The organism is Buchnera aphidicola (Melanaphis sacchari), from assembly GCF_003096055.1.
In the GTDB taxonomy this organism is placed as follows: Bacteria; Pseudomonadota; Gammaproteobacteria; order Enterobacterales; family Enterobacteriaceae; genus Buchnera; species Buchnera aphidicola_P.
The window spans coordinates 445,054-470,739 of sequence record NZ_CP029161.1; the positions used below are offsets into that span (position 1 = coordinate 445,054).

Below are 25,686 nucleotides of genomic sequence, written 5' to 3' on the forward strand. Positions count from 1 at the left end.
CTATCCAAAAAATTATATATTTTAATTTTTATTTTTAGCAATAATAAACTCAGAAACAGTAATAAAAGAACCAAAAACTAGAACAACATCTTCCTTGCAAAGTATTTTTTTAATATTTTTCCAAACATTATATATACTATCAAAAAAAATAGTATTATTTTTCGGCATATTTTTTTTTAATTCATACATATTAGCAGTACGATAATTTTTTAGTACTGAAGCGTACCAATAATAAACTTGATTTTTTAATGGCTCAATAATTTTTAAGATATCTTTATCTCTTAAAACGCCAATTATTGCATATAATTTTCCTTTTATTTTTAATTTTCTAATTCTTTTAGACAAATATAAAGAAGCGTTGAAATTATGAGCAACATCAAGAATAATACGAGGAAATCGAGAAATAGTTTGAAATCTTCCTGGTAAAGAAACTTGAGAAATAGAATTTTTTAAATTTTTTAAATTTATTTTAAAACCAGAGTAATATAAAGCTGCTAAAGAAATAGCAGCATTAGGCAATGGTATTTTTGGAAGCGGTAAATTATACAATTGAATATTTGAATTAAAAAAGTTCCAACTATCATGATTTTTATTCCAAGACCAATCTATATTAATTTTTTTTAATATTGCTTTTTTTCTTTGTGCTATAAATTTGACAGAATACGGAATTTTTTCTTCACCAATCACCGCAATCTTATCTTGTCGAAAGATACCAGATTTTTCGCGACCAATACTAGTTCGATTTTTCCCCAAAATATAAGTATGATCTATACCAATGTTTGTGATAACAGATAAATTTGCATCTATAATATTTGTAGCATCCAAACGACCTCCAACACCTACTTCTAATATTATGATGTCTAATGAATACTGTTTAAATAAAAATAAAGCAGAAAGTGTAATAAATTCAAAATAAGTTAAAGGAATATTACCTTTTACACATTCAATATTTAAAAATGAAAAAATATGATAATTTTCATCAAGACATACACCATTAATTTTAACTCGTTCTGTATAATTCATCAAATGAGGTGAAGTATATAATCCAACTTGATAACCTGAATTTAAAAAAAACTTTTCTAATAAAGCACATGTAGTACCCTTACCATTAGTTCCACCAACAGTAAAAAAAAAAGATCTTAAGTTCAATAAACCTAATTTTCTCGCAATTAATCTTAAATCAAAAAGATTTTTTCTCTCTTTTTTTTCTAATTTTTCCAAATATTGTAACCACATGGAAAAAGAATATTGATTCTTATTCATATTATTTATTCGCATTTTATTCGTAAAACGATATAATTTTTTATATATTGGTTAAAAAATTAATCAAATAAAAGATAGAATTTTAATTCCTAAAAATAGAATTTAAGAAATTATTTAAAAGATATAAACTTACTCATTAAAAATATAATTAAAAAGGAAATTAATATAAAAATAAGAGTAAAAAAAATAGGAAGGACTAAAAATTTTTCGATTAATATTTTTATTCCGATAAAAATTAAAACAAATGATAAAACATGCTGCATTATAGGAAATCTCTTAAGCATAAAAGATGTTAATAAATAAGTAAATCTCAGCCCTAAAACAGCGAAAACATTTGCAGAAAAAATAATAAATACATTAGTAGTAATAGAAAAAATAGCAGGAATGCTATCCAACGAAAACATGATATCACTCAATTCTATACAAATTAGACATAAAAATAACGGAGTAATAAAAATTTTATCTTTTATTTTTACAAAAAAATTTTCTCCATGAATATTTTTAGTTATTCTAAAAATTTTATAAATCCATAAAAATTTTATACTTTTATTTTCACTATTTTCAATATTCGGGAAAAATATTGTCTTTATACCAGTTAATATAAAAAATACTCCAAATAAATAGAATAACCAATGAAATTTTTTAAAAAAAATACTTCCACAATAAAAGATAATAGAGCGTAATATAAATGCGCCAAATAAACCATATAGTAAAATTTTTTTTTGAAATAATATTGGTATATTAAATTTTTTAAAAATAATAAACCACACAAATACATTATCTACAGAAAGAATAATTTCTAATACATAACTTATCAAAAACAAAAAAATATTTTTATTTGCAACTAAAAAACCACTTCTATTATAAGAAAAAAACCAAAAAATAAATAAAAAAAACAATAAAACAAAAACATAATAAAAAAAATATTTATTCAAATAAAAAATTTTTTTTTTCATATACTTACTAAAAATTTATTTAATATAAAATAGCAAAAATAAAGAAAGCAACTTAAATAAAATAAAAAAGTTACTTATATAAAATCACTTAACTTTCCTAAATAATTAATTATTTAAAAATTTTTATTATAAAATTTATTTTGTCAAAAAAATCCATAAATTAGGACAAATACCTAAAAATAATATTATTATGCTGAAAAAAAGTATTATTATTCCTGAAGGATGATAATACCAATTGTAAGGAATATTAATATCATTAATACAATTAACGCTTTTTAAAGGAGTTAAATAAAAATTTATTATCACTCTTAAATAACCTAAAAAACCTATTATTGTACCAATAAAAAATAAAAAAATTAATGGCCATAAATGATTTTTAATAATAATAGATAAAATGTACAATTTCCCCCAAAAACCTAAAGTCATTGGCATTCCTGCTAATGATAAACAAGTAATAATCATTATTGATGATAAAAGAGGCTGTGACCAAAATAAACCTTTATATGCATCTATTGAATAAATTTCTTCACACAAGTGATTGCGATTATAATAATTTGAAATTAAATTGATAACACCAAAATATACTGTTCCAGATAATAAATAACTTAATAAATAAATACCCCCTGCCTCTAAAGAAAAATGATAATCATTTTTTGTAACTAAAAAAATAATTAACAAATAGCCCATTTGTGAAATAGAAGAATACCCAAAAAATTTCTTAATATTCTTTTGAAAAAGAGCCATAATATTACCAAAAAATATTGAAAAAATACTTATTAATAATATTATTAAAGTTAATTTTTTATTATTTAAAATAGAAGGATATGAAAAAAAATATAATAAAAAACTAAAAATAGCAATTTTACTAGAAACAGAAAAAAAAGTTAAAACGGGTGAAGAAGTTCTTCGATATATATCAGAAATCCATAAATGAAAAGGAACAAGGGATAATTTAAATAAAAACGACATTAATATCATTGTTGTACCAAAAAAAATAATTAAAAAATTAGTACTAGATGGATTATTAAAAACACTGTTTATAGAAGAAATTGAAAGATTTCCAGTAACTGCATATATCCAGGATATCCCAAGCAATAAAAAAGATGAAGTAACTCCAGATAAAACAAGATACTTAAAAGATGTTTCTAAAGAGTACTTTTGATAATGAGCATAAGCAATTAAACCAAGATATGGTAAAGACATAAGCTCCATACTAATAAATAAAGACAACATATTGCTAGATATAGATAAAGCAATAGCACCAAGCGTGGAAAGCAAAATTAGCAAATAAAACTCTTCTTTATTAAAAGGATAATGTAACAACCAAAAATACGCAAAAATACAAGTAGAAAAACTAGAAATAATAATCATACCAATATATAAAATTGAATATCGAGTGATATAAAATAAATTATTAATATCAATGGGAACAATTTTAATTAAAAAATACAATGAAACAAATGATACTATTAAACTTAATACAGTGGATGTAGCAACAAAAAAGTGATTTCGATTATAAGAAATAGACAACATAACTATTACTAAAGCTAATATTAATACTAAAAAAGGAAATAATGCTGTTAATTTTTGTAGATTGATTATCATTATTCATCATAACCTTATTATCTTGAAAACAGAATAAGTAAATTACTTTTTGAAATTATATATAGAATGAATAACTTCAAAAGAAGAACACAGTATATTTTGAGGTATCAATCCTAATAAAATGACTGAAAAAGCAAGAATAATCAGTATCAAAAACTCTTTTATATGCGGAAAAAATATTGAAATAATCTGTTTTTGTTTTCCAAAATATATTTTTTGAATCATATTTAAAGAATATAAAGAAGAAAAAACAATACTTATTACAGCAATTAAAGATATTATTGGATACGTCTTAAAAGTTCCAAATAACATTAGAAATTCTCCAGAAAAGTTACCTGTTCCAGGAAGTCCTAGATTAGCCAGAGAAAAAAATAAAGAAAATCCTGGGATCCAATAAATAGATTCCCATAAACCTCCCATTTGACTAATATCTTGTGTTTTTAAATATTTATAGATTTGACCAGAAATAATGCATAAAGCTGCAGTAGAAATACTATTCGATAAAATTTCAATAACTGCTCCTTTAAAAGCTATTTCATTATTACTATAAATTGCAATTAAAATTAAACCCATATGAGAAATTGAAGAATAAGCAATTAAGCGCTTGATATCTAATTGAGAAAAAGCTGCCCATGCACCATAAAATAAAGTGAAAAGACCTAATAAGATTATTATAAAAGAAAATTTTTCTGAAACATGTGGAAAAAATACTCTACTATATCTTAAAAGTCCATAAGGAGCAATTTTTAATAAAACACTAATTATATCTACTGTTCCACAGTATATAGATTTAGCGTGAAAATCTAATAACCAATCATGAAATGGAAAAATAGGCATTTTTATTGCAAATGCTAAAAAGAAACCCAACATAGAAATATATTCAATCTTGGAATCTATAGATCCAGTTAATAATATATCGTAATTAAAAGTTAAAATATCAGTATTTTTATAATGACTAAAAACTAATAGTAAAATTGATACCAACATCAACAAACCTGATATTTGAGAATATATAAAAAATTTATTTGCAGTATTTATAGATTTATGGGATTTATTTTTGTCTCGATTCCACAATGAAATTAAAAAATAAATTGGAATCAGTACAACTTCCCAAAAAAAGAAAAATAAAAACAAATCACACGCGATAAAAATACCAATAATTCCAGTAATAACAAGCATGACATTAAAGTAAAAAAAACCTTCATTCTTTTTAATTTCACACCAAGAAACTAAAATAGCTATTATTCCCAAAAAAGAAGTTAAAAATAACATAATTTTTGAAAAACTATCGATAGCAATATGAAAATCAATTCCTAAAATAGGTATCCAAGGTAATATTAATTGCTCATCCCAACAAGGATACTTTTCAATTTGATGACTAGAATAATTGCTAAAAAAACACATTTTTATAACAATTAATAACGTTATTGTTATCCCTGTCAACGCAATCCAACGAGGAATATCTTTATTTATTCTAAACGAAAAAAATGAAAAAATACCACTAAGAAAAGGCGTAATAAGTAACAGAGAAAGCAGCATTAGACATATATTCCTATTATTTATTAGAACTATTTAATTGATCACAATTAAACACATTAATTTAATTAAAAAATTTTTATAAAAGTAAAATTATCATAAATATCAAAGTAATACCCAATAACATCGAAAATATATAGTATTTTAAATTCCCATTAACTGTTTTTAGTAAAATAAAATTAAAATTTTTAATCAAATAGACAAAAATTTTGCAAAAATAATTAAATGGATTACGAAATAAAATCCTCGATACATATAAATAAAAATTAACAAAAAAAATCTTATAAAACACATCAATATACCATCCATTTAATAAACATAAGCGAATCAATTTAACAAATTTAAATTGATATACTTTATCCATCCAAGGCGGGCAAATAACCCAGAAATAATAAGATAAAAAAATTCCTGAAAAAGATATTAAACTGGATATTATTTCAAATATAAATTTTCCATCCTGCGATTTTGGAGATAATGGAAATAAATGAATTAAGGGAGGTAGTAAATAAATGCCTATTATACTAGATAAAATCATAAGAATTAATAAAGGAAAATCATGACTTAATTTTTTTTTAGAAAATAAATTGCAAACATCTTTTATGTTTAAAGTATTTCTTAATTTAAAAACTATAAAAATCATTCTAAATGTATAAATAGATGTTAAAAAAGAACCAATTAAACCTATTAAAAATAAATTATTATAACCATTTTGAAGAACATTAAATAAAATATTACCTTTGCTATAAAACCCTGAAGTAATTAAGGGAAATGAAATTAAAGAAGCCCCACCTATTAAAAAACTAAAGTATAAAATAGGAGATTGCGGAGATAAACTACTCATTTTAAATATATTTTTTTGATTATTACAAGAAAAAATTAAAGAACCTGAAGATAAAAATAAAAGAGCCTTAAAAAAAGCATGAATAATTAAATGAGTAATAGCAGCAATCCAGGCTTGGCAACCTAAAGCTAAAAACATATATCCTATTTGGCTCATAGTAGAATATGCTAAAATGCGTTTTATATCAGTTTGAACTAATGCTGAAAGACTCGAAAGACAAACCGTTATTATACCAATAATACTTATTGTATACAAAATATTAGGAGTTAATAAAAATAAAAAGTGTGTTCTAGCTATCAAATAAACTCCTGCAGTAACCATAGTAGCAGCATGTATTAATGCTGAAACCGGTGCAGGACCGACCATTGCATCAGATAACCAAGTATGTAATGGTAACTGTGCTGATTTTCCAAGAACGCCAATTAATAAAAATAATGTAAGTATATTTAAATTAAAAGAATTGTTTATTTTTAAAAAACTTGATAAAAAATGAATCTCCTCAAAATTAAAAGTACCATATATTTTATAAGCCATAAAAAATGCAATAATTAAGAAAATATCCGAAATACGAGTTAAAATAAAAGCTTTAAAAGCACATAAATTATTTTTAGTATTTTTATAATAAAAATTAATTAATAAATATGAACAAACGCTTACCCCTTCCCATCCTAAATACATAAATATAAAATTGTCTGCTAACACTAATAATGACATACTTGATATAAATAAATTAGTATAAGCAAAAAAACGAGAATAACCTTTCTTTTTTTTCATGTACCAACTTGAAAATATATGTATTAATAATCCTATTCCAGTAATTATTAATAACATACTCAAGCTTAATCCGTCTAAAATTAAATCAAAATTAATTTTTAATTCATTTATAAACGCCCAATTCCATAATTTTTGGCGAATAATATTAGATGGGTCATACATAAAGGTGAGGGCATAAAATAAAGTAATAATAAATGATATGAATATTGAAAAAATACCTATTTTTGTTGCATTTTTTTCTAATATTTCTCCTTGTGTAAAAGATAAAAATAAAAAACTAATTAATGGAAATAAAATTATTAAAAAAATAATATTCATCCACTTATCTCGCTTAAATTATTAATATTTAATGTTTTTTTTCTTTTATATAATTGAAGCAATAGTGCTAATGCTATACTAGCTTCTGCTGCTGCTGTAGTTATTGCAAGTACATACATAACTTGACCATCAATTTGTTGCCAATAAGATCCAACTATAACTAATGATAATGAAGCAGCATTTATCATAATTTCTAAACTAATCAGCATAAATAATATATTACGACGCATAACAAGAGATATTAAACCTAAAATAAATATTACTAACGATACAAATAAACCAAAAAATAAAGAGATCATGTATTATTTATCCTTTTGTAATATCAAAATTTCTAATAATCTTTTTTATTTGTTTTTTTATTCATTCCAATATGAAAAACAATAATTAAAGCACATAATAAAAGCAAAGAAGCAATTTCAACTAAAAAAACATAAGGACCAAATAAACTAATTCCAATAGATTTTGGTTGCATTAAAAAAAATTTTATTTTTTGATTGGTTCCAAAAAAAATGGAATATGTCATAGTTATAAATAAAACTAATAAAAGCAAACCTGATCCAATAAAATAAATAGGATTTAAACATTTTTTTTCTTTTAAATTCTTTTTATTTTCAAGGTTTAAAGTCATAATAACAAAAATAAATAAAACAATAATAGCTCCGGCATAAATAATTACCTCTAAAGCACCCGCAAAAAAAGCTCCAAGAGAAAAAAATATACCAGATATAGACAATAAAGAAACTATTAAATATATCAAAGAATAAATAGCGTTTTTTTGAAAAACAGTAAAACATGTAGAAATTATAGCTATAAAAGAACATATAAAAAAAGCAAAATTCATTATTAAATTCCTTATGGCAATAAATCTTTCACATTGATAGGAATTGATCTGATCTCTTTTAATTTATTCGTATCACTACTATCTATATTTATGCCCGAAACGCTATAAAAATTATAATCTGGATACTTTCCTGGGCCTGAAATTAATAAATCTTCTTTTTCGTAAACTAAATTTTTTCTCTTAAAATCTGATAATTCAAAATCTGGTATTAATTGAATAGCAGCTGTAGGACAAGCTTCTTCACATAAACCACAAAAAATACAACGAGAAAAATTAATTCTAAAAAAAATAGGATACCAACGACTATTTTTTTTTTCAGATTTTTGCAAGGAAATACAACCAACTGGACACGCTACTGCACACAAGTTACAAGCCACACAACGTTCTTCGCCATCAATATTACGAGTTAATATAATTCGACCTCTATATCTAGGCGGTAAATAAACTTTTTCTTCTGGATACATTTTCGTTTCGGATTTAGAAAATATATTAATAAATACCATCCATAGACTTCTTATTTGTACTAAAAATCCAATAATAATTTTTTTTATATTCATAAATAAAATATCTCTTAAAAAAAAATTATATTAATATAAAAAAAGACGTTAAAAGTAAATTTAATAACGTTAAAGGTAAACAAAATTTCCAACCTAAAGACAATATTTGATCATATCTAGGTCTTGGCAAAGCAGCTCGCACTAAAATAAAAATAAAAATAAAAAAAAATGTTTTTAAAAAAAATAAAATAAAACCATAATTACCAAAACTTAACCAACCACCAAAAAAAATTGATGTTATTAATAACGCAATAGTAATCATTGAGACATACTGGCCAATGAAAAATAAACCAAATTTCATACCAGAATATTCAATATGATAACCATCAGCTAATTCTTGTTCAGATTCGGGTTGATCAAAAGGATGTCTATGACAAACAGCTAAACCTGCTATAAAAAAACATAAAAAACCAAAAAACTGAGGAAAAATATTCCATATGTTTTTTTGACTATTAACAATATCTATTATATTAAAAGATCCGCATCTGACAACCGCTCCCATTACGGATAGACCTAAAAAAACCTCATAACTTAAAGTTTGAGCAACAGCCCGGATAGCTCCTAGTAAAGCGTATTTATTATTACTTGACCAACCAGCAAATAAAATTGAATATACAGATAAACCTGCCATCATCAAAAAAAACAAAATACCTATATTTAAATTAATTATTAAAAAATTACGAGAAAGAGGAATAATTGAAATCACGAATAATAAAGCAATAAAAGATATAATAGGAGAAATAAAAAAAATTAATTTTCTACTAAACGGCGGTATCCAATCTTCTTTAAATAAAATTTTAATCATATCAGCACATAATTGCAAACTTCCATGCCAACCCACGCGATTAGGGCCATGTCTATTTTGAAAAAAAGCTAATAATTTTCGCTCTAAAATACTTAACATAGCTGCAAAAAATATTATAAGTAACACAATTGATGCTATCTGTATAATTTGAAGTAACATTTCAAACATATTTTTTTCCAAACAGTTCATTTAACATATTCCTGTAAATACTCAACTTTTTCGCCTACAAGAGACATAGGAAATCCTTTTCTACCTATAGGTAATCCGATCTGTTTTCGACTTAAAAATTTAGATAATCGTATAGGCAAACAAAACATTTTTTTTAAACAAAAAAATTTAATCATGGAAGTTTTTTTACAACCTAATTCAAACGCATCTAATTCATTAATTAAAAGATATTCTGATGGTATATTATCTTGAATAATAGAAGAATATTGTGTTAACTCTTCACTTCCAAAAATATGATAATATGGTATTATACGCCAATATTTTTGTTGAAAAGATACTTTTGAAAAAATATCAACGTACAAATCTTCAATTTTCCTATTATCGCGAAACAAATGAACACCTGAATCACCTGATAAAGATTTTTTTCCTACTTCTTTTTGAAATTTGTTCCATGCTTGCGGTGAATTCCATCCTGGAAACCAAGCAAATGGAATATGCGAAATAAGTTTATTTGGTTTGCTATACCCTTCCATGGAAAATGAAAACATAGTATTTATATCTTCAGGTTGAGCCGGTTCATGTACATTAATATGAGACCTTAAAGCAGTTCTACCGCTAAATCGATGAGGGGAACGAGCAATTTTTTGACCATGAATTCGAAAAGAAGAATCTGGTTCCGATATGTTTATTTTTTTAAAAATTTTATATTTTTGGCAATATGAAGAAACTACATCATCTAAATTTATCCAAGAAATTTGTTTTTTTTCAAATTTTCTTTTAATAAAATGCAACCATTTCCAACTTGGATGAATACAATATTTTTTATCATAAAAAGAAGGACTATATACTTGAAAAAAACGCTGTGCTCGACCTTCAAAATTAATAATAGTACCAGAGCTCTCTGTATAATTTGCTGAAGATAAAGAAAGTTCAGATTTTTTATAAGTTTTAGTATACTGATGATCTAGAGTTAAAACATTTTTTTTATTTTTAAAAAAAGCATCACAATCACTTTTTGGCAGATAGCGGTATAAATCGTATTCCATAAATATTATAGCATCTGCTGTTTTTTGTGATAATTTCTCTAATGCCTCTTCTATCGAAAAACCATCCATCAATCCTAATCCCAAAGCATTTGAAGAAGCAGTTAATAAAGTTACACCAATATGATTGATATTTTTCTTTTTAATTATTGTAGCTATATTTATAGATGCCTTAATAAGTGATACACTAAAAGAATGCGAACCTGAAACTATTAATGATTTTTTTGATGAAATTAACTTATCTGCAATGTAAAATGCTTTCTTTATTAAATCATCATGAATATTTTTAATATTCGGTAATTTCTTATCAAGTGCATGAGAAATAGCGCATAATAATTTTACTTGCTGATCAATAGAACCAAAGTAGCACCATTCAGCTACATCATCTAGTTTTGTCTCATGAGTATTCATAATATAAAGAGAATTTCGATGATTTTCCGTAGTATTAGAAATAGGAGATGCATTCCATTCAGGTATCCCATTTGATACAGCTAATTTCTTTGCTTTATTTTTTATAGCTTGACGTATCGCTAATGCAACACGAGGTGATGTCTGTGTTAGATCTTCGCCAATTACTAAGATTGTATCGTAACTTTCAATTTCCTTTAAAGATGGGACGTATAAATTATTATTTTTTAAGGTACTTAAAATCAATTGAATACAACGATGTTCTTTATTAGACATTCCATTAGAAAAATTGTTTTTTCCCACTAATTCTTGTAGTGCAAAATTATTTTCTATGCTAGCACGAGAAGAACCCACTCCAATCACTCTCTTATAATTATGAAAAAAATTTACACAATTTTCTATAGATTGATCAAAATTTAATATATCAGCTTTATTGTCAATACCTTTTGATGGCCGCGTAGGACGATTTTTTAAAGTCGTATGCGAATATCCAAAACGACCGAGATCACAAATTAAATAATGATTTATACTTTCATGATATCTGTTTTCTATACGACGTATTTCGCCATATCTCTCTCCAATACTAACATTGCAACCAACACTACAATACTGACATATTCCTGGTGCATATTGCATATCCCATTTACGATTATATTTCTTAGAATGCGTTTTATCGGTAAACACACCAGTAGGGCAAATTTCTATCAAGTTACCTGAATGCTCATTTTCTAAATTACCATCTTCTATACGACCAAAATAGATGTTGTTATTAGCACCGTATACATCAAAATCAGAACCATCAGCATAATCTTTATAGTATCTAACACAACGATAACAACCAATACAACGATTCATTTCATGTTTGATAAAAGATCCTAAATATTGATTCGTATGAGTTCTTTTCAAAAATCTATAGTTACGAAAACTATGCTGAGTCATTACTGTCATGTCCTGTAAATGACAATTGCCACCTTCTTCGCATACCGGACAATCATGAGGATGATTCGCTAATAAAAGCTCTATAATATTTTGTCTAAATAATGTTGAAGCACGATCATTGATCGAAATATTCATTTCTTTAGAAATAGGAGTAATACAAGACATTACTAAACGCCCTTGATCTTCAAAACAACTATCATGCTGAGTAACAGCGCACTGTCGACATACTCCAACACTTCCTAAAATAGGATGCCAACAAAAATAAGGAATATTTAAACCAAATGATAAACAAGCTTGTAATAAATTATCTGATTCATTTGCGTAATAAATTTTGCCATTGATATAAATTTTAACCATAAGAAAAAATCCTAAAATTCTTACTTTTTAAAAAACAAATATCTTAAAATAAAAATTATTTCTCTTAAAATATTAAATATTTGAAATTGCTTGATTTGATTGAATACCATTTACACTTTTACCACAGTACGAATCTTTTTTATTAATGCCATCTTCAAATTCTGAATAAAAGTATTTCATTGCACTGTATAAAGGCTCTATTGCTCCCGGGGCATGGGCGCAAAATGTTTTTCCCGGTCCTAATTGAACACATAAACGATGCAGATCGTCTAAATCATTTTTTTTACCATTTTTTTTCTTTAAATCATATAATATTTTTACAATCCATGGCAAACCTTCTCTACAAGGTGTACATAAACCACATGATTCACGAGAAAAAAATTTTTCTATATTATATACTAAAGAAACCATATTAATTTTATTATCTACAGCCATTGCAATAGCTGTTCCTAAGCGACTACCTGCGTTTTTAACGCTAATAAAATCCATAGGAATATCTAAATGTTTTTCAATTAAAAAATCTGTGCCAGCTCCTCCAGGTTGCCAAGCTTTTAAAAAAAAACCCGATTTCATTCCACCAGCATATTTTTCTAAAATTTCTCGAGCAGTAGTACCAAAAGGCAGCTCCCAAACACCAGGATTATTTACTTTTCCTGAAAAACCCATTAATTTAGTACCAGAATCTACACTTTTAGATAATCCTTTATACCAATTAAATCCATTTAAAATAATACACGGAACATTAGACAATGTTTCAACGTTATTAACGCAGGTAGGTTTTCCCCATAATCCGAATATAGCAGGAAAAGGAGGCTTTAATCTTGGATTTGCTCTTCTACCTTCTAATGAATTAATTAGTGCGGTTTCTTCTCCGCAAATATAACGTCCAGCACCAGTATGTAAAATTATTTCTAAATCAAAACCACTATTGAGAATATTTGAACCAAGATATCTATAATTTGTTGCTTCTTCTATAGATTTTTTTAATATAGACGCTGCTTTAGTATATTCTCCCCTTAAAAAAATATAACTACGGGAAACATTTAAAGCAAATGATGCCAGTATAATACCTTCAATCAATTGATGTGGTAATTGTTCAAGTAATAGTTTATCTTTATAAGTACCTGGTTCCATTTCATCTGCATTACATATTAAATAACGGGTTTCATGTAAATTTATTTTAGGCATCAAGCTCCATTTTAGACCTGTAGAAAATCCCGCACCTCCTCTTCCTTTTAAGCCCGACTCTTTTATTAATTTTATGACACAGCTCGGAGACATTTCATTTAAAGCTTTTTTTAAAGCAGAATAACCATTCTTATTACAATATTCTTGAATAAAAACAGTATCTTGATCGTCTCTTAATCGCCAAGTAAGAGGATGAGTTTCTTCACGTCGCATAAATTTATTCATTTGTATGATTCCAATAAACTTATTGTAGATTCTGGAGTTAGATGAGAATATAAATCTTCATTTATCATTATGGCAGGACTTTTATCACAATTTCCTAAACAACATACTGGTAATAAAGTAAATTTACTATCTTTAGTAGTTTGTCCGATTTGAATAGACAAATAGTTCTCTAAAGTTTTTTTAATCTTTTTATAACCCATTATATAGCAAACTACGCTATCACAATAACGAATTATATTTTGACCTACAGGTTGACGATAAATCTGACTGTAAAATGTTGCCACGCTTTCTACTTCACTTGCGTTAAGATTGAGTATTTTAGAAATTTCGTAAATCGCTTGATCAGAAATCCAACCTCGTCGTTTTTGAACAATTTTTAATGCTTCAATCGACACTGCTCTTGAATTTTCATAACATTTTTTATGTTTTTCAATTTCGTTAATTTCAACAAAACTTAATGAAAATTTTGTAGAAATTTCTCTTAATATTTTTTTTTTTTATGCATAATCATCTATCCACGTCTGACATGACAAAATCTATACTCCCTAAGTATACAATTAAATCTGATATTAAACTACCACGAATAACTGAAGGTATTTGTTGTAAATGAGGAAAACTAGGTGTTCGTATTCTTGTGCGATAACTCATTGTACCACCATCGCTAATTAAATAATAACTGTTGATTCCTTTAGTAGCTTCAATCATCTGAAAACTTTCATTTACTGGCATTACAGGTCCCCATGAAACTTGTAAAAAATGGGAAATCATAGTATCAATATCATTCAGCACAAGTTCTTTAGGGGGAGGAGTAGTCAATATATGTTCTGCTTTAAAGGGTCCATCTGGCATATTATTTAAACATTGTTTTAAAATAGATAAACTTTGATAAATTTCTTCTACTTTAATCATAACTCTTGAATAACAATCACTTACTCCACTTCCAGTTGGAACCTCAAAAACATAATTTTCATATCCAGAATAAGGACGTGATTTTCTTACGTCAAAATTGCATCCAGTAGCACGCAAACCAGACCCTGTCACGCCCCATTTTAATGCTTCTTTCTTATTATATTTCGCCACTCCCTTTGAACGATTGATTAAAATTGTATTTTTTAAAGACAATTTTATATAATATTTTAATCTACTAGGCATCCATTTAAGAAAATCTTTTAATAAAATATTCCACCCTTTTGGAAGGTCATGAGCTACCCCTCCAATTCGAAACCAAGCAGGATGCATGCGCGCACCAGTAATAGATTCAATTAAATCATAAATTTTTTGACGATCAGTAAAAGCAAAAAATACTGGAGTCATACAACCAACATCTTGAATAAAAGTCGAAATATATAATAAATGACTATTAATACGAAATAATTCAGATAGCATAACTCGAATTACTTCTACTTTTTTTGGAACAGAAATATTTGCTAATTTTTCAATAGCTAAAACATAAGGCATTTCATTAATGCATCCGCCCAAATATTCAATGCGATCTGTATATGGAATATAGCTGTGCCACGATTGTCTCTCTGCCATTTTTTCTGCTCCGCGATGATGATATCCAATATCAGGAACGCAATCTATAATATTTTCACCATCTAATTGTAAAACAATTCTAAAAGCTCCATGAGACGACGGATGATTAGGGCCTAAGTTTAAAAACATAAAATCTACATTATCATTTTTACGCTTCATACCCCATAATTCAGGTTTAAATTGTAAACTATTCATTTGTAAATCTTCTTTTTTTTCATCGAAAAAAAAAGGTGTACACTCAGTTGCTCTAGCCGGATGATCCTTTCGTAAAGGGTAACCTTTCCACCAATGCGGCATAATAATTCTAGTTAGAAAGGGGTGATTATCAAATACAATTCCAAACATTTCCCACGTTTCTCGTTCATACCAATTAGCATTCGGAAATACTTTTGTAAAAGTAGGGACAACTAAATCATCACTAAATAAAGGAACTTTAATCATTAGATCAGAATTACGATCAAAGGATATTAAATGATAAAAAACTGAAAAATCTGCTTGAGGTAAACCATCTCGATACGAACGAAATCGTTCATCTACTCCATGCAAATCAAACAACATGCTGTAAGGTCTGGATAAGTTATATAAAAATTTACCAACTTTTAATAAAAATGTTTTATTTATCCATATTATTGGAAAGCCAATCTTGCTTTTTTGAAGAACACAAAAATCCTCTCCAAAAGCGTTTTTTAACTCATCAATAATCAACAAATTTTTTTTATTGTCTTGAACTAAAAACTTATCTATTTTTTGCACCATATCTTTCATGGATTTCTCGGTTACTCGTTAATAAATTAAAATAAAAAGCTTTAAAGAGTATTAAAAAAATTTTAAATAACTATGAAAAATATTTAAAACATATTTTTATTCAAAATAAAATTAGATTTTTTCTGTAGTTGGAAGATTAACAATAGAAATTACTTTATTTCTTTTTTTATTTTTTTCTGAAGGCATTTTTTTTTGATATATTCCTTGCTCTCCTATCATCCATGAAAGCGGTCTTCTTTCTTCATGAATAGCATCTTGAAGTAACGTGAGAGCTTGCATATAAGCTTCAGGTCTAGGAGGACAACCTGGTATATAAATATCTACTGGTAAGAACTTATCTACTCCTTGAACAACAGAGTAAATATCATACATACCACCTGAGTTAGCACATGCTCCCATAGAAATAACCCATTTTGGTTCTAACATTTGATCATATAATCTTTGAATAATAGGCGCCATTTTAATAAATGGTGTACCAGCAATTACCATTACATCTGCTTGTCTTGGTGAAGCTCTTAATACTTCTGATCCAAAACGCGCAACATCATGCACTGAAGTAAAAGATGTAACCATTTCCACATAACAACAAGATAACCCAAAATTATATGGCCATAAAGAATTTTTTCTCCCCCAATTTACTACTCTATGTAAAATTTGACTAATTTTCCCCATAAAAACATTTTTTTTTAAATAACTTTCTATAGGATCCGTAACAGATTCTCTAATTCTCCGAGGATAATGCTTATTACTATTAATCTCTTCGTCTACTTTTGTTAAAGTATAATTTTTGTATTCCATTGATTTTAAATCCTAATTTATTTAAATCTTGTGCACACTAATGAATATTTAAATTCGTACCATTATATCCAATTTAATGCTTTAATACGAATTAAATAAAACAATGATAATAAAAGCAAAGCTATAAACATAGAACCTTCAAAAAATCCTGTCCATCCGGTTTCTAAAACACTTGTAGACCATGCATATAAATATAATGCTTCCACATCAAAAACTACAAAAAACATTGCAATAAGGTAAAATTTTATAGAAAAACGAAGGGATGTATCACCTACTGCAGTAACGCCTGATTCAAAAGGAATATTTTTATATCTTGATTTTGATTTACCTCCTAAAAAATAACTTAAAAACAACATAAAAAAACATAAAAATAAAGAAAAAAAAATAAACCAGAAAAAAGAAAAATATTCATTAATTCCTGAGATTTGATTTAACATGAATAAACTCCTATCATTACATTTTAAAAAAAAATACTTATTTTCAAAATATATATGTATTATCTAAAAATACTCCTGCATTAAAAAATATATTTAATAATATTATAAACCATTTAATAAAAAATAAATATTCAATATATATTAAATACTTAATCAATAAATTAAATTTTATTGAGAAATATTATTTTTTTCAAAAAAAGTGTTGTATTATCAAATAGTTATTACAAAAATTACTATTTAAAATATCTTTCGTTAGGTTAATTTTTTTACAGCTAGACCTTGATGCCTTAAAAAAAGTCCCCATTTAGTAATCATTCAACTTTATAGATAAATATTTTACAATACAATCCTATGTAGCTAATTAAAAGCCAAAAAAATGGCCGCATAAAGGTTGCAAACCCAATTTATCAAAATAAAATAGGAGAAAATTTAATGGGCAAAATTATTGGTATTGACTTGGGAACAACCAACTCTTGTGTTGCCATTATGGATGGCAACAAACCACGCGTATTAGAAAATTCAGAAGGTGATCGCACTACACCTTCAATCATTGCGTATACACAAGAAGGAGAAATTTTAGTAGGACAACCTGCTAAACGCCAAGCTATTACAAATCCAAAAAATACACTATTTGCTATAAAACGATTAATTGGAAGAAAATTTAAGGATGATGAAGTACAGCGTGATATAAAAATTATGCCATATAACATTGTTAATTCTAATAATGGTGACGCTTGGATTAATATAAAAGAAAAAAAAATAGCACCTCCTCAAATTTCTGCAGAAGTATTAAAAAAAATGAAAAAAACTGCAGAAGATTACTTAGGAGAATCTATTAAAGAAGCAGTGATTACAGTACCGGCATATTTTAATGATGCTCAACGACAAGCCACTAAAGATGCGGGTAGAATAGCAGGATTAGAAGTTAAAAGGATTATAAACGAACCTACAGCTGCAGCGCTTGCTTATGGATTAGACAAAGGTCAGGGAAATAGAACAATAGCAGTATATGACTTAGGAGGAGGAACTTTTGATATATCCATTATTGAAATTGACGATGTTGATAAGGAAAAAACATTTGAAGTACTCTCAACTAATGGGGATACACATCTAGGTGGAGAAGATTTTGATAGCCGATTAATTAACTATCTCGTAGAAGAATTTAAAAAGGAACAAGGAATAGATTTAAGAAACGATCCATTAGCTATGCAAAGACTTAAAGAAGCTGCAGAAAAAGCAAAAATAGAATTATCATCAGCACAACAAACAGACGTAAACTTACCATATATTACAGCAAATTCTAGCGGACCTAAACACCTTAACATAAAAGTCACTCGTTCAAAATTAGAATCCTTGGTAGAAGATTTAGTACTTCGATCAATTAAACCATTAAAAATGGCTTTAAAAGACGCAGAATTATCTATATCTGATATAAATGATGTGATATTAGTAGGCGGTCAAACACGTATGCCTATGGTACAATCTAAAGTTGCAGAATTTTTTGGCAAGGAACCTAGAAAAGATGTGAATCCCGATGAAGCTGTTGCTGTTGGTGCTGCAGTACAAGGAGGCGTACTTTCAGGTGATGTTAAAGATGTTTTACTACTTGACGTAACACCACTCTCACTTGGAATTGAAACTATGGGGGGAGTAATGACTTCTTTAATTAATAAAAACACTACTATCCCCACTAAACACAGTCAAGTTTTTTCAACAGCAGAAGATAATCAATCAGCGGTAACAATACATGTTCTTCAAGGAGAGAGAAAAAGAGCTTTAGATAATAAATCATTAGGACAATTTAATTTAGACGGAATTCAACCAGCTCCAAGAGGAACCGCTCAAATTGAAGTAACATTTGATATTGATTCTGATGGAATATTACATGTATCTGCAAAAGATAAAAAAACTGGAAAAGAGCAAAAAATTACTATTAAAGCTTCCTCTGGACTTAATGAATCAGAAATTAAAAAAATGATTAATGACGCTGAAGCGCATGCAGAAGCAGATAAAAAGTTTGAAGAATTAGTTCAAATAAGAAATCAAGGCGATCAATTAGTTCATAATACAAAAAAACAATTAGATGATAACAAGAAAAAAATCGAAAAAACAGATCAAGAAAAAATTAAATCAGCTTTAGATGAATTGGAAATATCATTAAAAGGAGAAGATAAATCTGAAATCGAAAAAAATATACAAAATCTCTTAAAAATTTCATCTAAACTTTCAGAAATAAATCAAAATCAAACAGAAGAAAATATAAAAAATGAAAACCAATCATCTAAATCAAAAAAAGATGAGAACGTAGTAGATGCAGAATTTGAAGAAATAAAAGATCCTAAAAAATAATATCTTCTAATCAAAAATAGAAAAATTACAAACTATCTCCAAACTCGCACGGGCGTAAATAAATTTTTACGCCCGTGCACTTATTTGAAAATCAGGAAGTACTATATAATGCCCAAAAAAGACTACTATCAAATTTTAGGAATTTCCAAATCAGCTGAAGATCGAGAAATTAAAAAAGCATATAGAAAATTAGCTATGAAATATCATCCTGATCGCAATCAAGGAGATAAAAATTCTGAAAATAAATTTAAAGAAATAAAAGAAGCCTATGAAGTTTTAATAAATGAAGAAAAAAGAAGTGCATATGATCAATACGGACATGCAGCATTTGAAAATGGAAATAACCAACAAAATACTTATAGCACTTTTACTAGTTCTTCGGATTTCGGAGATATCTTTGGAGACGTTTTTGGTGATATATTTGGAAATAACAGTAGAAACCAGAGAGTAAAAAAAGGATCAGATTTATGTTATAACATGGAAATATCTTTAGAAGAAGCAGTAAAAGGTGTGATTAAAGAAATTCGCATACCAACATTTCAAAAATGTAATAGTTGTTATGGCACTGGATCAAATAATGGATCTAAACCAAACAGATGTTCAATGTGTCAAGGAAAAGGGCAAATTCACATGAGAAAGGGATTTTTTACAGTACAGCAATCATGTCCTTCGTGCCAAGGACAAGGTTCTGTAATAAAAAATCCATGTCGAATATGTCGCGGACAAGGAAGAATTAAGACACATAAAAATTTATCGATCAAAATTCCGCCTGGAATTGATACTAATGATCGAATTCGCTTAAATAACGAAGGAGAAGCAGGAATTAATGGCGCAGAACCAGGAGATCTATATGTTCAGATGACTGTTAGCAAACATCATATTTTTGAAAGAAAAGAAAACGATTTGTACTGTGAAGTGCCAATTAATTTCGCTATGGCCGCATTAGGCGGAGAAATAGAAGTGCCAACATTAGATGGTAGAGTAAAATTAAAAATACCATCTGAAACACAATCCGGAAAACTATTCCGTATTCGAGGAAGAGGTGTTAAATCAGTACAGAATAGAAGTCAAGGTGATTTATTATGCCGTATAGTCGTAGAAACACCGGTAAATCTTAATACACAACAAAAATATCTTTTAAAAGAACTAGGAAATAGTTTAAACAGTATTCAGAATAATAAAAACAGTCCACGATCAAAAAGATTTTTTGACGGTGTTAAAAGATTTTTTGATGACTTAACTAAATAAAATATTATAAAGTATTGCTTCTGAATGAAATTAGAGGCAATACTATAAAAAAATTTAATGTTTTTTATTTTTTAACTTTAAAATCTGTAATGATAAATTAGATTTATATCGAGCTGCTTTATTTTTATGTATTAAACCTTTAGTCGCATATTTATCAATAATAGGCTGCATATTTTTAAAAGCATACTGTGCTTTTTCTTGATCTCCGGAAATAATAGCTAAACGTACTTTTTTTATAAAAGTCTTTATTTTTGAGCGTTGACTTGTATTGTTTTTGCGACGTTGTTCAGATGTTATGGAATCTTTTTTAGCAGATTTAATATTTGCCAATTTTTTCTCCTAAATCGAAAAGATAAATTATAAAAAATTTTTAAAATATATTAAAGCACTATATAGATATAATGATATTATATATCATCAAAGTAGTACAGAAATTTATTACCACGAAATTACTTCATTTAAATCAGGTAAAAAAATGAAGCTTATACGAAATATTAATAATACAAATATAATTAACCCTTCGTCTATTGTAAGTATTGGAAATTTTGATGGAATGCATTTAGGACATCAAAAAATATTTTCTGAATTATGTACAATAGGAAAAACAAACAATATATCAAAAACGATAATTATATTTGAACCGCAACCATTAGAATTTTTAAATAAAAAAAAAGCACCAAAAAGGCTTATGCAGTTTCAACAAAAAATTAAATATATCCAAAAATGGAAAATTGATACCATCTTATGTATTAAATTTAATAAATATTTTTCATCTTTAAGTCCAGAAATATTTATTGAAAAAATTTTAATAAAAAAACTAAATACAAAATATATAATTATCGGAGAAGATTTTAAATTTGGATCAAAAAGACATGGAAATATTTCTTTATTAAAAAAACTTGAAGAAAAATATCAATTCAAAGTTATTGAAATTCCTTCCATATATAAAAAAAATAATAAAGTTAGCAGTACCAATATTAGAAAATATTTAATAGCGGATAAAATTGAATTAGCTAGATCATTACTTGGTCGTCCATTTAGCATTTTAGGTCGAGTTATCCATGGAAATAAAATCGGAAGAAAAATAGGTTATCCCACAGCTAATATTCTGTTATATCCTAACAATCCTATACAAAATGGAGTATATGCAGTAAAAGTTTCTTGTTTTCAGAACATAAAATTTATAGGTGTATGCAACATTGGAATCAAAAAAAATTATATTACTCAAAAAAAACAAAAAATTCTCGAAGTGCACTTATTTGATACAAATATAAATTTATATGAAAAAAAAATAGAAATATTTTTATATAAAAAAATAAGAAATGAATTTAATTTTTCTTCAATAAAATTTTTAAAAAATCAGATATCTAAAGATGTTCAATTTACTCAAAAATATTTTAAAAAAATAAAAGAAAATAAAAAAAAATATGAATGATTATAAAAAAAGCTTGAATTTACCTAAAACAAAATTTTCAATGAAAGCTAATCTTTCTGTAAAAGAACCAAAAATCCTATACAATTGGCATCAAAATAATATTTATGAATTAATTCGTACAAAAAAGAAAGAAAAAAAAATATTTTTTTTACATGATGGGCCTCCATATGCTAATGGAAATATTCATATAGGACATGCAGTCAACAAAATTTTAAAAGATATAATTATAAAATCAAAAAATATGTCAGGATTTGATGCACCCTATATACCATCGTGGGACTGTCACGGTTTACCAATTGAACAAAAAGTTGAGGAAATAATAGAAATTCAAAAAAAAGATATAAATATTGCCGAATTTCAAAAAAAATGTAGAAAATATGCGAAAAAACAAGTAAAAAAACAAAAAGAAGACTTTATTCGATTAGGAATTATCGGGGATTGGGAAAAATCTAATCTTACAATGGATTTTAAAAACGAAGCAAATATTATTAGAACATTATCTAAAATTATTAAAAAAAAATATTTATATAGAGATTTTAAACCTGTTCATTGGTGCTTAAAATGTCACTCATCCTTATCAGATGCAGAAATTGAATATTTTGAAAAAAAATCAGATTCAGTTTTTGTGGCAATGAAAAATAATCAAGAAAATTTTAAAAAAATATTTAATATTCAAATATCAAATAATAAAGATATATGTCTTCCCATTTGGACTACGACGCCATGGACACTCCCTTCTAGTCAAGCTATTGCAATTCATCCCGATTTTGAATATCAATTAATAGAAACTGAAAAATATAATTTTATTTTAGAAAAAAAATTAGTTGATAAAGTATTAAATCTTTTCAAGATAAATCATTGGAAACTTTTAACTTCTTTTTTAGGAAAAAAAATAGAGGGAATAAAATTTTTACATCCATTTCTTTCAAGGAAAGTTCCTGTAATATTAGGCGAACATGTAACTAATGAATCGGGTACAGGAGCTGTTCATACATCACCTGATCATGGACAAGATGATTATCTTGTCGCGCAAAAATATAATATAAAAACACTTAATTTAATAAATTCTAAAGGTTTTTATAAAAAAAATACTCACCCTAAATTAGATGGTATCAATATATTCCAAGCTAATAAAATAATTATTAATTTGTTAATTGAAAATAATTGTTTATTAAAATACACAACCTTAAAACATAATTATCCATATTGTTGGAGACATAAAACACCTGTTATATTTAGAGCTACACCACAATGGTTTATTAAAATTAATAAAATACTTCGCAAAAAAACTCTGGAAAAAATAGAAAAAGTTTTATGGATTCCTGAATGGGGGAAATCTAGAATATCAGAAATGATAAAAAAAAGACCCGACTGGTGTATTTCCAGACAAAGAAGATGGGGTGTTCCAATGTCTATTTTAATAGATAAAAAAACCAAAGAAATTCACCCTAAAAATTTTTTTATTATGGAAAAAATAGCACAAAGGGTAGAATTAGAAGGCATTGAAGCATGGTGGAATATAAATTTAAAAAGTATTATTAATGAAAAACATCATGAATATTATCAAATATTCGATATATTAGATGTATGGTTTGAATCAGGAAATACTCATACGACAATAAAGTATCACAATAAAAAATATTCTACAAATAGAGCAGACATGTTTTTGGAGGGTTCTGATCAACATAGAGGTTGGTTTATGTCGTCGTTAATTATATCTATGTTGATAAACAAAAAAGCACCATATTCTGAAGTGTTAACACATGGATTTGTGGTTGATGGAAAGGGAGAAAAAATGTCTAAATCTATAGGAAATACTATTAGTCCTAATGACATAGTAAATACTTTAGGAGCAGATGTTTTAAGATTGTGGGTAGCTTCGTCTAATTATTCTAACGATATTTCAATATCTCAAGAAATATTAAAAAATACTTCAGATATTTATCGAAGAATAAGAAATACAATACGTTTTATGTTAGCAAATATTTATGATTTTGATCCTGAAATACATATTGTACCTAATGAAAAAATGATTTTTTTAGACACATGGATCATTCATCAAGCAAAAAAAACACAAGAAGAAATCATTCGCTCATATTCTAAATATAATTTTCATGCTGTAATACAACGTTTAATGTACTTTTGTTCTATTGAAATGGGTTCTTTCTATCTTGATATTATCAAAGATCGTCAATATACATTAAAAAAAGATAGTTTAGCACGAAGAAGTTGTCAAACAGCTATATATTATATCATTCATGCTTTTGTTCGTTGGATAGCTCCAATATTGTCATTTACTGCTAATGAAACTTGGGACTTTTTACCAGGACAAAAATCTCAATACGTATTTACAGAAGAATGGTCTGATAAATTATTTTATTTAAAATCAAATAATATATTTAATAATGATTTTTGGAATCAATTAATTTCTATTAAAAATGAAGTTAATAAGCTTTTAGAAGAAGAAATTAAAAATTATAATATAAAGAATTCATTAGAAGCTTCAATTACATTATATATTTCGTCAAAAATACGAGATAAATTAAAAATTTTAGGCGATGAATTAAAATTTTTATTTTTAACATCACACGTAATAATTAAATCATATGATACCGCACCAAAACACGCAAAAAAAAGCAATATTATATCTGAATTAAAAGTATCTTTAAAAAAAGTCAAAGCAAATAAATGTCCAAGATGCTGGCACTATAATATTACTGTAAAAAATACTCAAAATTCTAAAATTTGTACACGTTGCATTTCAAATACAGTAGGAAATGGTGAAAAACGATTATTTATATGAAAAAAAAATATGTTATTAAAAAAAATTATTGGATACATATTGCCCTAATGGTACTAATATTATCAATAGATATCTATAGTAAAAAATGGATCTTAAAAAATTTATATATATATGAAAAAAAAAATATTTTCTCAGTATTAAATTTTTTTCATGTTCATAATTATGGAATAGCATTTAGCATATTTTCAGATCAAGAAAAATGGCAAAAAAACTTTTTATTAACTTTTAATATAATTATTATAATTTTTATTATAAATACTTTCTTAAAACTAAAAAAAAAACTTTTTTCTTATTCTCTAGTTATTGCAGGTGCAATAGGAAATCTAATAGATCGAATACAATATGGATTTGTAATAGATTTTATTGATTTTCATATTAATAATTGGCATTTTGCTACATTTAATATAGCTGATAGTAGTATTTTTATTGGTATATTGATAATTATTAAAAATAACTATTATCGTTAGAAAATTCTATATCATAAAATTTTT

21 protein-coding genes are annotated in these 25,686 nt (G+C 26.4%); 5 read left to right on the forward strand and 16 right to left on the reverse strand.

The genetic code is table 11. The features are described 5' to 3' along the window. Positions 1-21: 21 nt before the first annotated feature. From folC to ndhC, 15 genes are all read right to left on the reverse strand, one after another. On the reverse strand, positions 22-1,263 hold the full coding sequence (folC, locus tag DD681_RS02200) for a bifunctional tetrahydrofolate synthase/dihydrofolate synthase (RefSeq protein WP_158341374.1): 1,242 nt from the start codon (positions 1,261-1,263) through the stop codon (positions 22-24). Between the two features lie 110 nt (positions 1,264-1,373). After that, positions 1,374-2,219, reverse strand: coding sequence for a TerC family protein (locus DD681_RS02205; RefSeq protein WP_158341375.1), 846 nt, complete (start codon positions 2,217-2,219; stop codon positions 1,374-1,376). Between the two features lie 135 nt (positions 2,220-2,354). Then, positions 2,355-3,824 carry an NADH-quinone oxidoreductase subunit N gene (locus DD681_RS02210; RefSeq protein WP_158341376.1) on the reverse strand — a complete coding sequence of 490 codons (1,470 nt, stop codon included), beginning with the start codon at positions 3,822-3,824 and terminating at the stop codon, positions 2,355-2,357. 42 nt (positions 3,825-3,866) lie between these two features. Further along, positions 3,867-5,363 carry a NuoM family protein gene (locus DD681_RS02215; RefSeq protein WP_158341377.1) on the reverse strand — a complete coding sequence of 499 codons (1,497 nt, stop codon included), beginning with the start codon at positions 5,361-5,363 and terminating at the stop codon, positions 3,867-3,869. A 76-nt stretch (positions 5,364-5,439) separates the two neighbouring features. Next, the gene (gene nuoL, locus DD681_RS02220; RefSeq protein ID WP_158341378.1) at positions 5,440-7,293 is read right to left on the reverse strand and encodes an NADH-quinone oxidoreductase subunit L; all 1,854 of its coding nucleotides are present in this window, start codon (positions 7,291-7,293) and stop codon (positions 5,440-5,442) included. Next, on the reverse strand, positions 7,290-7,592 hold the full coding sequence (gene nuoK / locus DD681_RS02225; RefSeq protein WP_158341379.1) for an NADH-quinone oxidoreductase subunit NuoK: 303 nt from the start codon (positions 7,590-7,592) through the stop codon (positions 7,290-7,292). The genes nuoL and nuoK overlap by 4 nt, the downstream gene beginning before the upstream one ends. A gap of 32 nt (positions 7,593-7,624) precedes the next feature. Further along, the gene (nuoJ, locus tag DD681_RS02230; RefSeq protein WP_158341380.1) at positions 7,625-8,134 is read right to left on the reverse strand and encodes an NADH-quinone oxidoreductase subunit J; all 510 of its coding nucleotides are present in this window, start codon (positions 8,132-8,134) and stop codon (positions 7,625-7,627) included. Positions 8,135-8,145: 11 nt separating this feature from the next. Next, positions 8,146-8,691: an NADH-quinone oxidoreductase subunit NuoI gene (gene nuoI, locus DD681_RS02235; RefSeq protein ID WP_158341381.1), complete on the reverse strand. Its 546-nt coding sequence runs from the start codon at positions 8,689-8,691 to the stop codon at positions 8,146-8,148. Between the two features lie 25 nt (positions 8,692-8,716). Next, positions 8,717-9,685 carry an NADH-quinone oxidoreductase subunit NuoH gene (gene nuoH, locus DD681_RS02240; protein WP_158341382.1) on the reverse strand — a complete coding sequence of 323 codons (969 nt, stop codon included), beginning with the start codon at positions 9,683-9,685 and terminating at the stop codon, positions 8,717-8,719. Further along, positions 9,682-12,411: an NADH-quinone oxidoreductase subunit NuoG gene (gene nuoG / locus DD681_RS02245; protein ID WP_158341383.1), complete on the reverse strand. Its 2,730-nt coding sequence runs from the start codon at positions 12,409-12,411 to the stop codon at positions 9,682-9,684. The genes nuoH and nuoG overlap by 4 nt, the downstream gene beginning before the upstream one ends. A gap of 72 nt (positions 12,412-12,483) precedes the next feature. Continuing rightward, a complete protein-coding gene (nuoF, locus tag DD681_RS02250) occupies positions 12,484-13,824 on the reverse strand; it encodes an NADH-quinone oxidoreductase subunit NuoF (RefSeq protein ID WP_158341384.1) in 1,341 nt (446 codons plus the stop codon). Continuing rightward, positions 13,821-14,312, reverse strand: coding sequence for an NADH-quinone oxidoreductase subunit NuoE (gene nuoE, locus DD681_RS02255; RefSeq protein WP_410002860.1), 492 nt, complete (start codon positions 14,310-14,312; stop codon positions 13,821-13,823). The genes nuoF and nuoE overlap by 4 nt, the downstream gene beginning before the upstream one ends. A gap of 19 nt (positions 14,313-14,331) precedes the next feature. Beyond that, complete coding sequence (gene nuoC, locus DD681_RS02260; protein WP_261788368.1) at positions 14,332-16,116, reverse strand: NADH-quinone oxidoreductase subunit C/D; 1,785 nt, start codon at positions 16,114-16,116, stop codon at positions 14,332-14,334. A gap of 120 nt (positions 16,117-16,236) precedes the next feature. After that, the gene (locus DD681_RS02265; protein ID WP_158341387.1) at positions 16,237-16,923 is read right to left on the reverse strand and encodes a NuoB/complex I 20 kDa subunit family protein; all 687 of its coding nucleotides are present in this window, start codon (positions 16,921-16,923) and stop codon (positions 16,237-16,239) included. Between the two features lie 62 nt (positions 16,924-16,985). After that, positions 16,986-17,360: an NADH-quinone oxidoreductase subunit A gene (ndhC, locus tag DD681_RS02270; RefSeq protein WP_158341388.1), complete on the reverse strand. Its 375-nt coding sequence runs from the start codon at positions 17,358-17,360 to the stop codon at positions 16,986-16,988. Between the two features lie 432 nt (positions 17,361-17,792). Between ndhC and dnaK the strand changes: the two genes are divergently transcribed. Next, positions 17,793-19,709, forward strand: a complete 1,917-nt coding sequence (gene dnaK, locus DD681_RS02275) for a molecular chaperone DnaK (RefSeq protein WP_158341389.1) — start codon at positions 17,793-17,795, stop codon at positions 19,707-19,709. Between the two features lie 108 nt (positions 19,710-19,817). Continuing rightward, the gene (dnaJ, locus tag DD681_RS02280; protein WP_158341390.1) at positions 19,818-20,957 is read left to right on the forward strand and encodes a molecular chaperone DnaJ; all 1,140 of its coding nucleotides are present in this window, start codon (positions 19,818-19,820) and stop codon (positions 20,955-20,957) included. Positions 20,958-21,011: 54 nt separating this feature from the next. On the opposite strand, the gene rpsT is transcribed toward dnaJ, so the two are convergent. Continuing rightward, positions 21,012-21,287 (reverse strand): 30S ribosomal protein S20, encoded by a 276-nt coding sequence (gene rpsT / locus DD681_RS02285; protein ID WP_158341391.1) that lies wholly within the window; start codon positions 21,285-21,287, stop codon positions 21,012-21,014. A gap of 145 nt (positions 21,288-21,432) precedes the next feature. On the opposite strand from rpsT, the gene ribF reads away from it, so the two are divergent. From ribF to lspA, 3 genes are read left to right on the forward strand one after another with little or no spacing between them, the layout of a single operon-like run. Continuing rightward, complete coding sequence (gene ribF, locus DD681_RS02290) at positions 21,433-22,392, forward strand: bifunctional riboflavin kinase/FAD synthetase (RefSeq protein WP_158341392.1); 960 nt, start codon at positions 21,433-21,435, stop codon at positions 22,390-22,392. Further along, on the forward strand, positions 22,385-25,195 hold the full coding sequence (gene ileS / locus DD681_RS02295) for an isoleucine--tRNA ligase (protein ID WP_158341393.1): 2,811 nt from the start codon (positions 22,385-22,387) through the stop codon (positions 25,193-25,195). Before ribF ends, ileS begins: the two co-directional genes overlap by 8 nt. Beyond that, a complete protein-coding gene (gene lspA, locus DD681_RS02300) occupies positions 25,192-25,662 on the forward strand; it encodes a signal peptidase II (protein WP_158341394.1) in 471 nt (156 codons plus the stop codon). Before ileS ends, lspA begins: the two co-directional genes overlap by 4 nt. The last annotated feature ends 24 nt before the right edge of the window (positions 25,663-25,686 follow it).

Bases quoted from the DNA above. Each gene is read 5' to 3' on its own strand.
- folC (WP_158341374.1), bottom strand. From the start codon at position 1,263: ATGAATAAGAATCAATATTCTTTTTCCATGTGGTTACAATATTTGGAA.
- DD681_RS02205 (WP_158341375.1), bottom strand. From the start codon at position 2,219: ATGAAAAAAAAAATTTTTTATTTGAATAAATATTTTTTTTATTATGTT.
- DD681_RS02210 (WP_158341376.1), bottom strand. From the start codon at position 3,824: ATGATAATCAATCTACAAAAATTAACAGCATTATTTCCTTTTTTAGTA.
- DD681_RS02215 (WP_158341377.1), bottom strand. From the start codon at position 5,363: ATGCTGCTTTCTCTGTTACTTATTACGCCTTTTCTTAGTGGTATTTTT.
- nuoL (WP_158341378.1), bottom strand. From the start codon at position 7,293: ATGAATATTATTTTTTTAATAATTTTATTTCCATTAATTAGTTTTTTA.
- nuoK (WP_158341379.1), bottom strand. From the start codon at position 7,592: ATGATCTCTTTATTTTTTGGTTTATTTGTATCGTTAGTAATATTTATT.
- nuoJ (WP_158341380.1), bottom strand. From the start codon at position 8,134: ATGAATTTTGCTTTTTTTATATGTTCTTTTATAGCTATAATTTCTACA.
- nuoI (WP_158341381.1), bottom strand. From the start codon at position 8,691: ATGAATATAAAAAAAATTATTATTGGATTTTTAGTACAAATAAGAAGT.
- nuoH (WP_158341382.1), bottom strand. From the start codon at position 9,685: ATGAACTGTTTGGAAAAAAATATGTTTGAAATGTTACTTCAAATTATA.
- nuoG (WP_158341383.1), bottom strand. From the start codon at position 12,411: ATGGTTAAAATTTATATCAATGGCAAAATTTATTACGCAAATGAATCA.
- nuoF (WP_158341384.1), bottom strand. From the start codon at position 13,824: ATGAATAAATTTATGCGACGTGAAGAAACTCATCCTCTTACTTGGCGA.
- nuoC (WP_261788368.1), bottom strand. From the start codon at position 16,116: ATGGTGCAAAAAATAGATAAGTTTTTAGTTCAAGACAATAAAAAAAAT.
- DD681_RS02265 (WP_158341387.1), bottom strand. From the start codon at position 16,923: ATGGAATACAAAAATTATACTTTAACAAAAGTAGACGAAGAGATTAAT.
- ndhC (WP_158341388.1), bottom strand. From the start codon at position 17,360: ATGTTAAATCAAATCTCAGGAATTAATGAATATTTTTCTTTTTTCTGG.
- dnaK (WP_158341389.1), top strand. From the start codon at position 17,793: ATGGGCAAAATTATTGGTATTGACTTGGGAACAACCAACTCTTGTGTT.
- dnaJ (WP_158341390.1), top strand. From the start codon at position 19,818: ATGCCCAAAAAAGACTACTATCAAATTTTAGGAATTTCCAAATCAGCT.
- ribF (WP_158341392.1), top strand. From the start codon at position 21,433: ATGAAGCTTATACGAAATATTAATAATACAAATATAATTAACCCTTCG.
- ileS (WP_158341393.1), top strand. From the start codon at position 22,385: ATGAATGATTATAAAAAAAGCTTGAATTTACCTAAAACAAAATTTTCA.
- lspA (WP_158341394.1), top strand. From the start codon at position 25,192: ATGAAAAAAAAATATGTTATTAAAAAAAATTATTGGATACATATTGCC.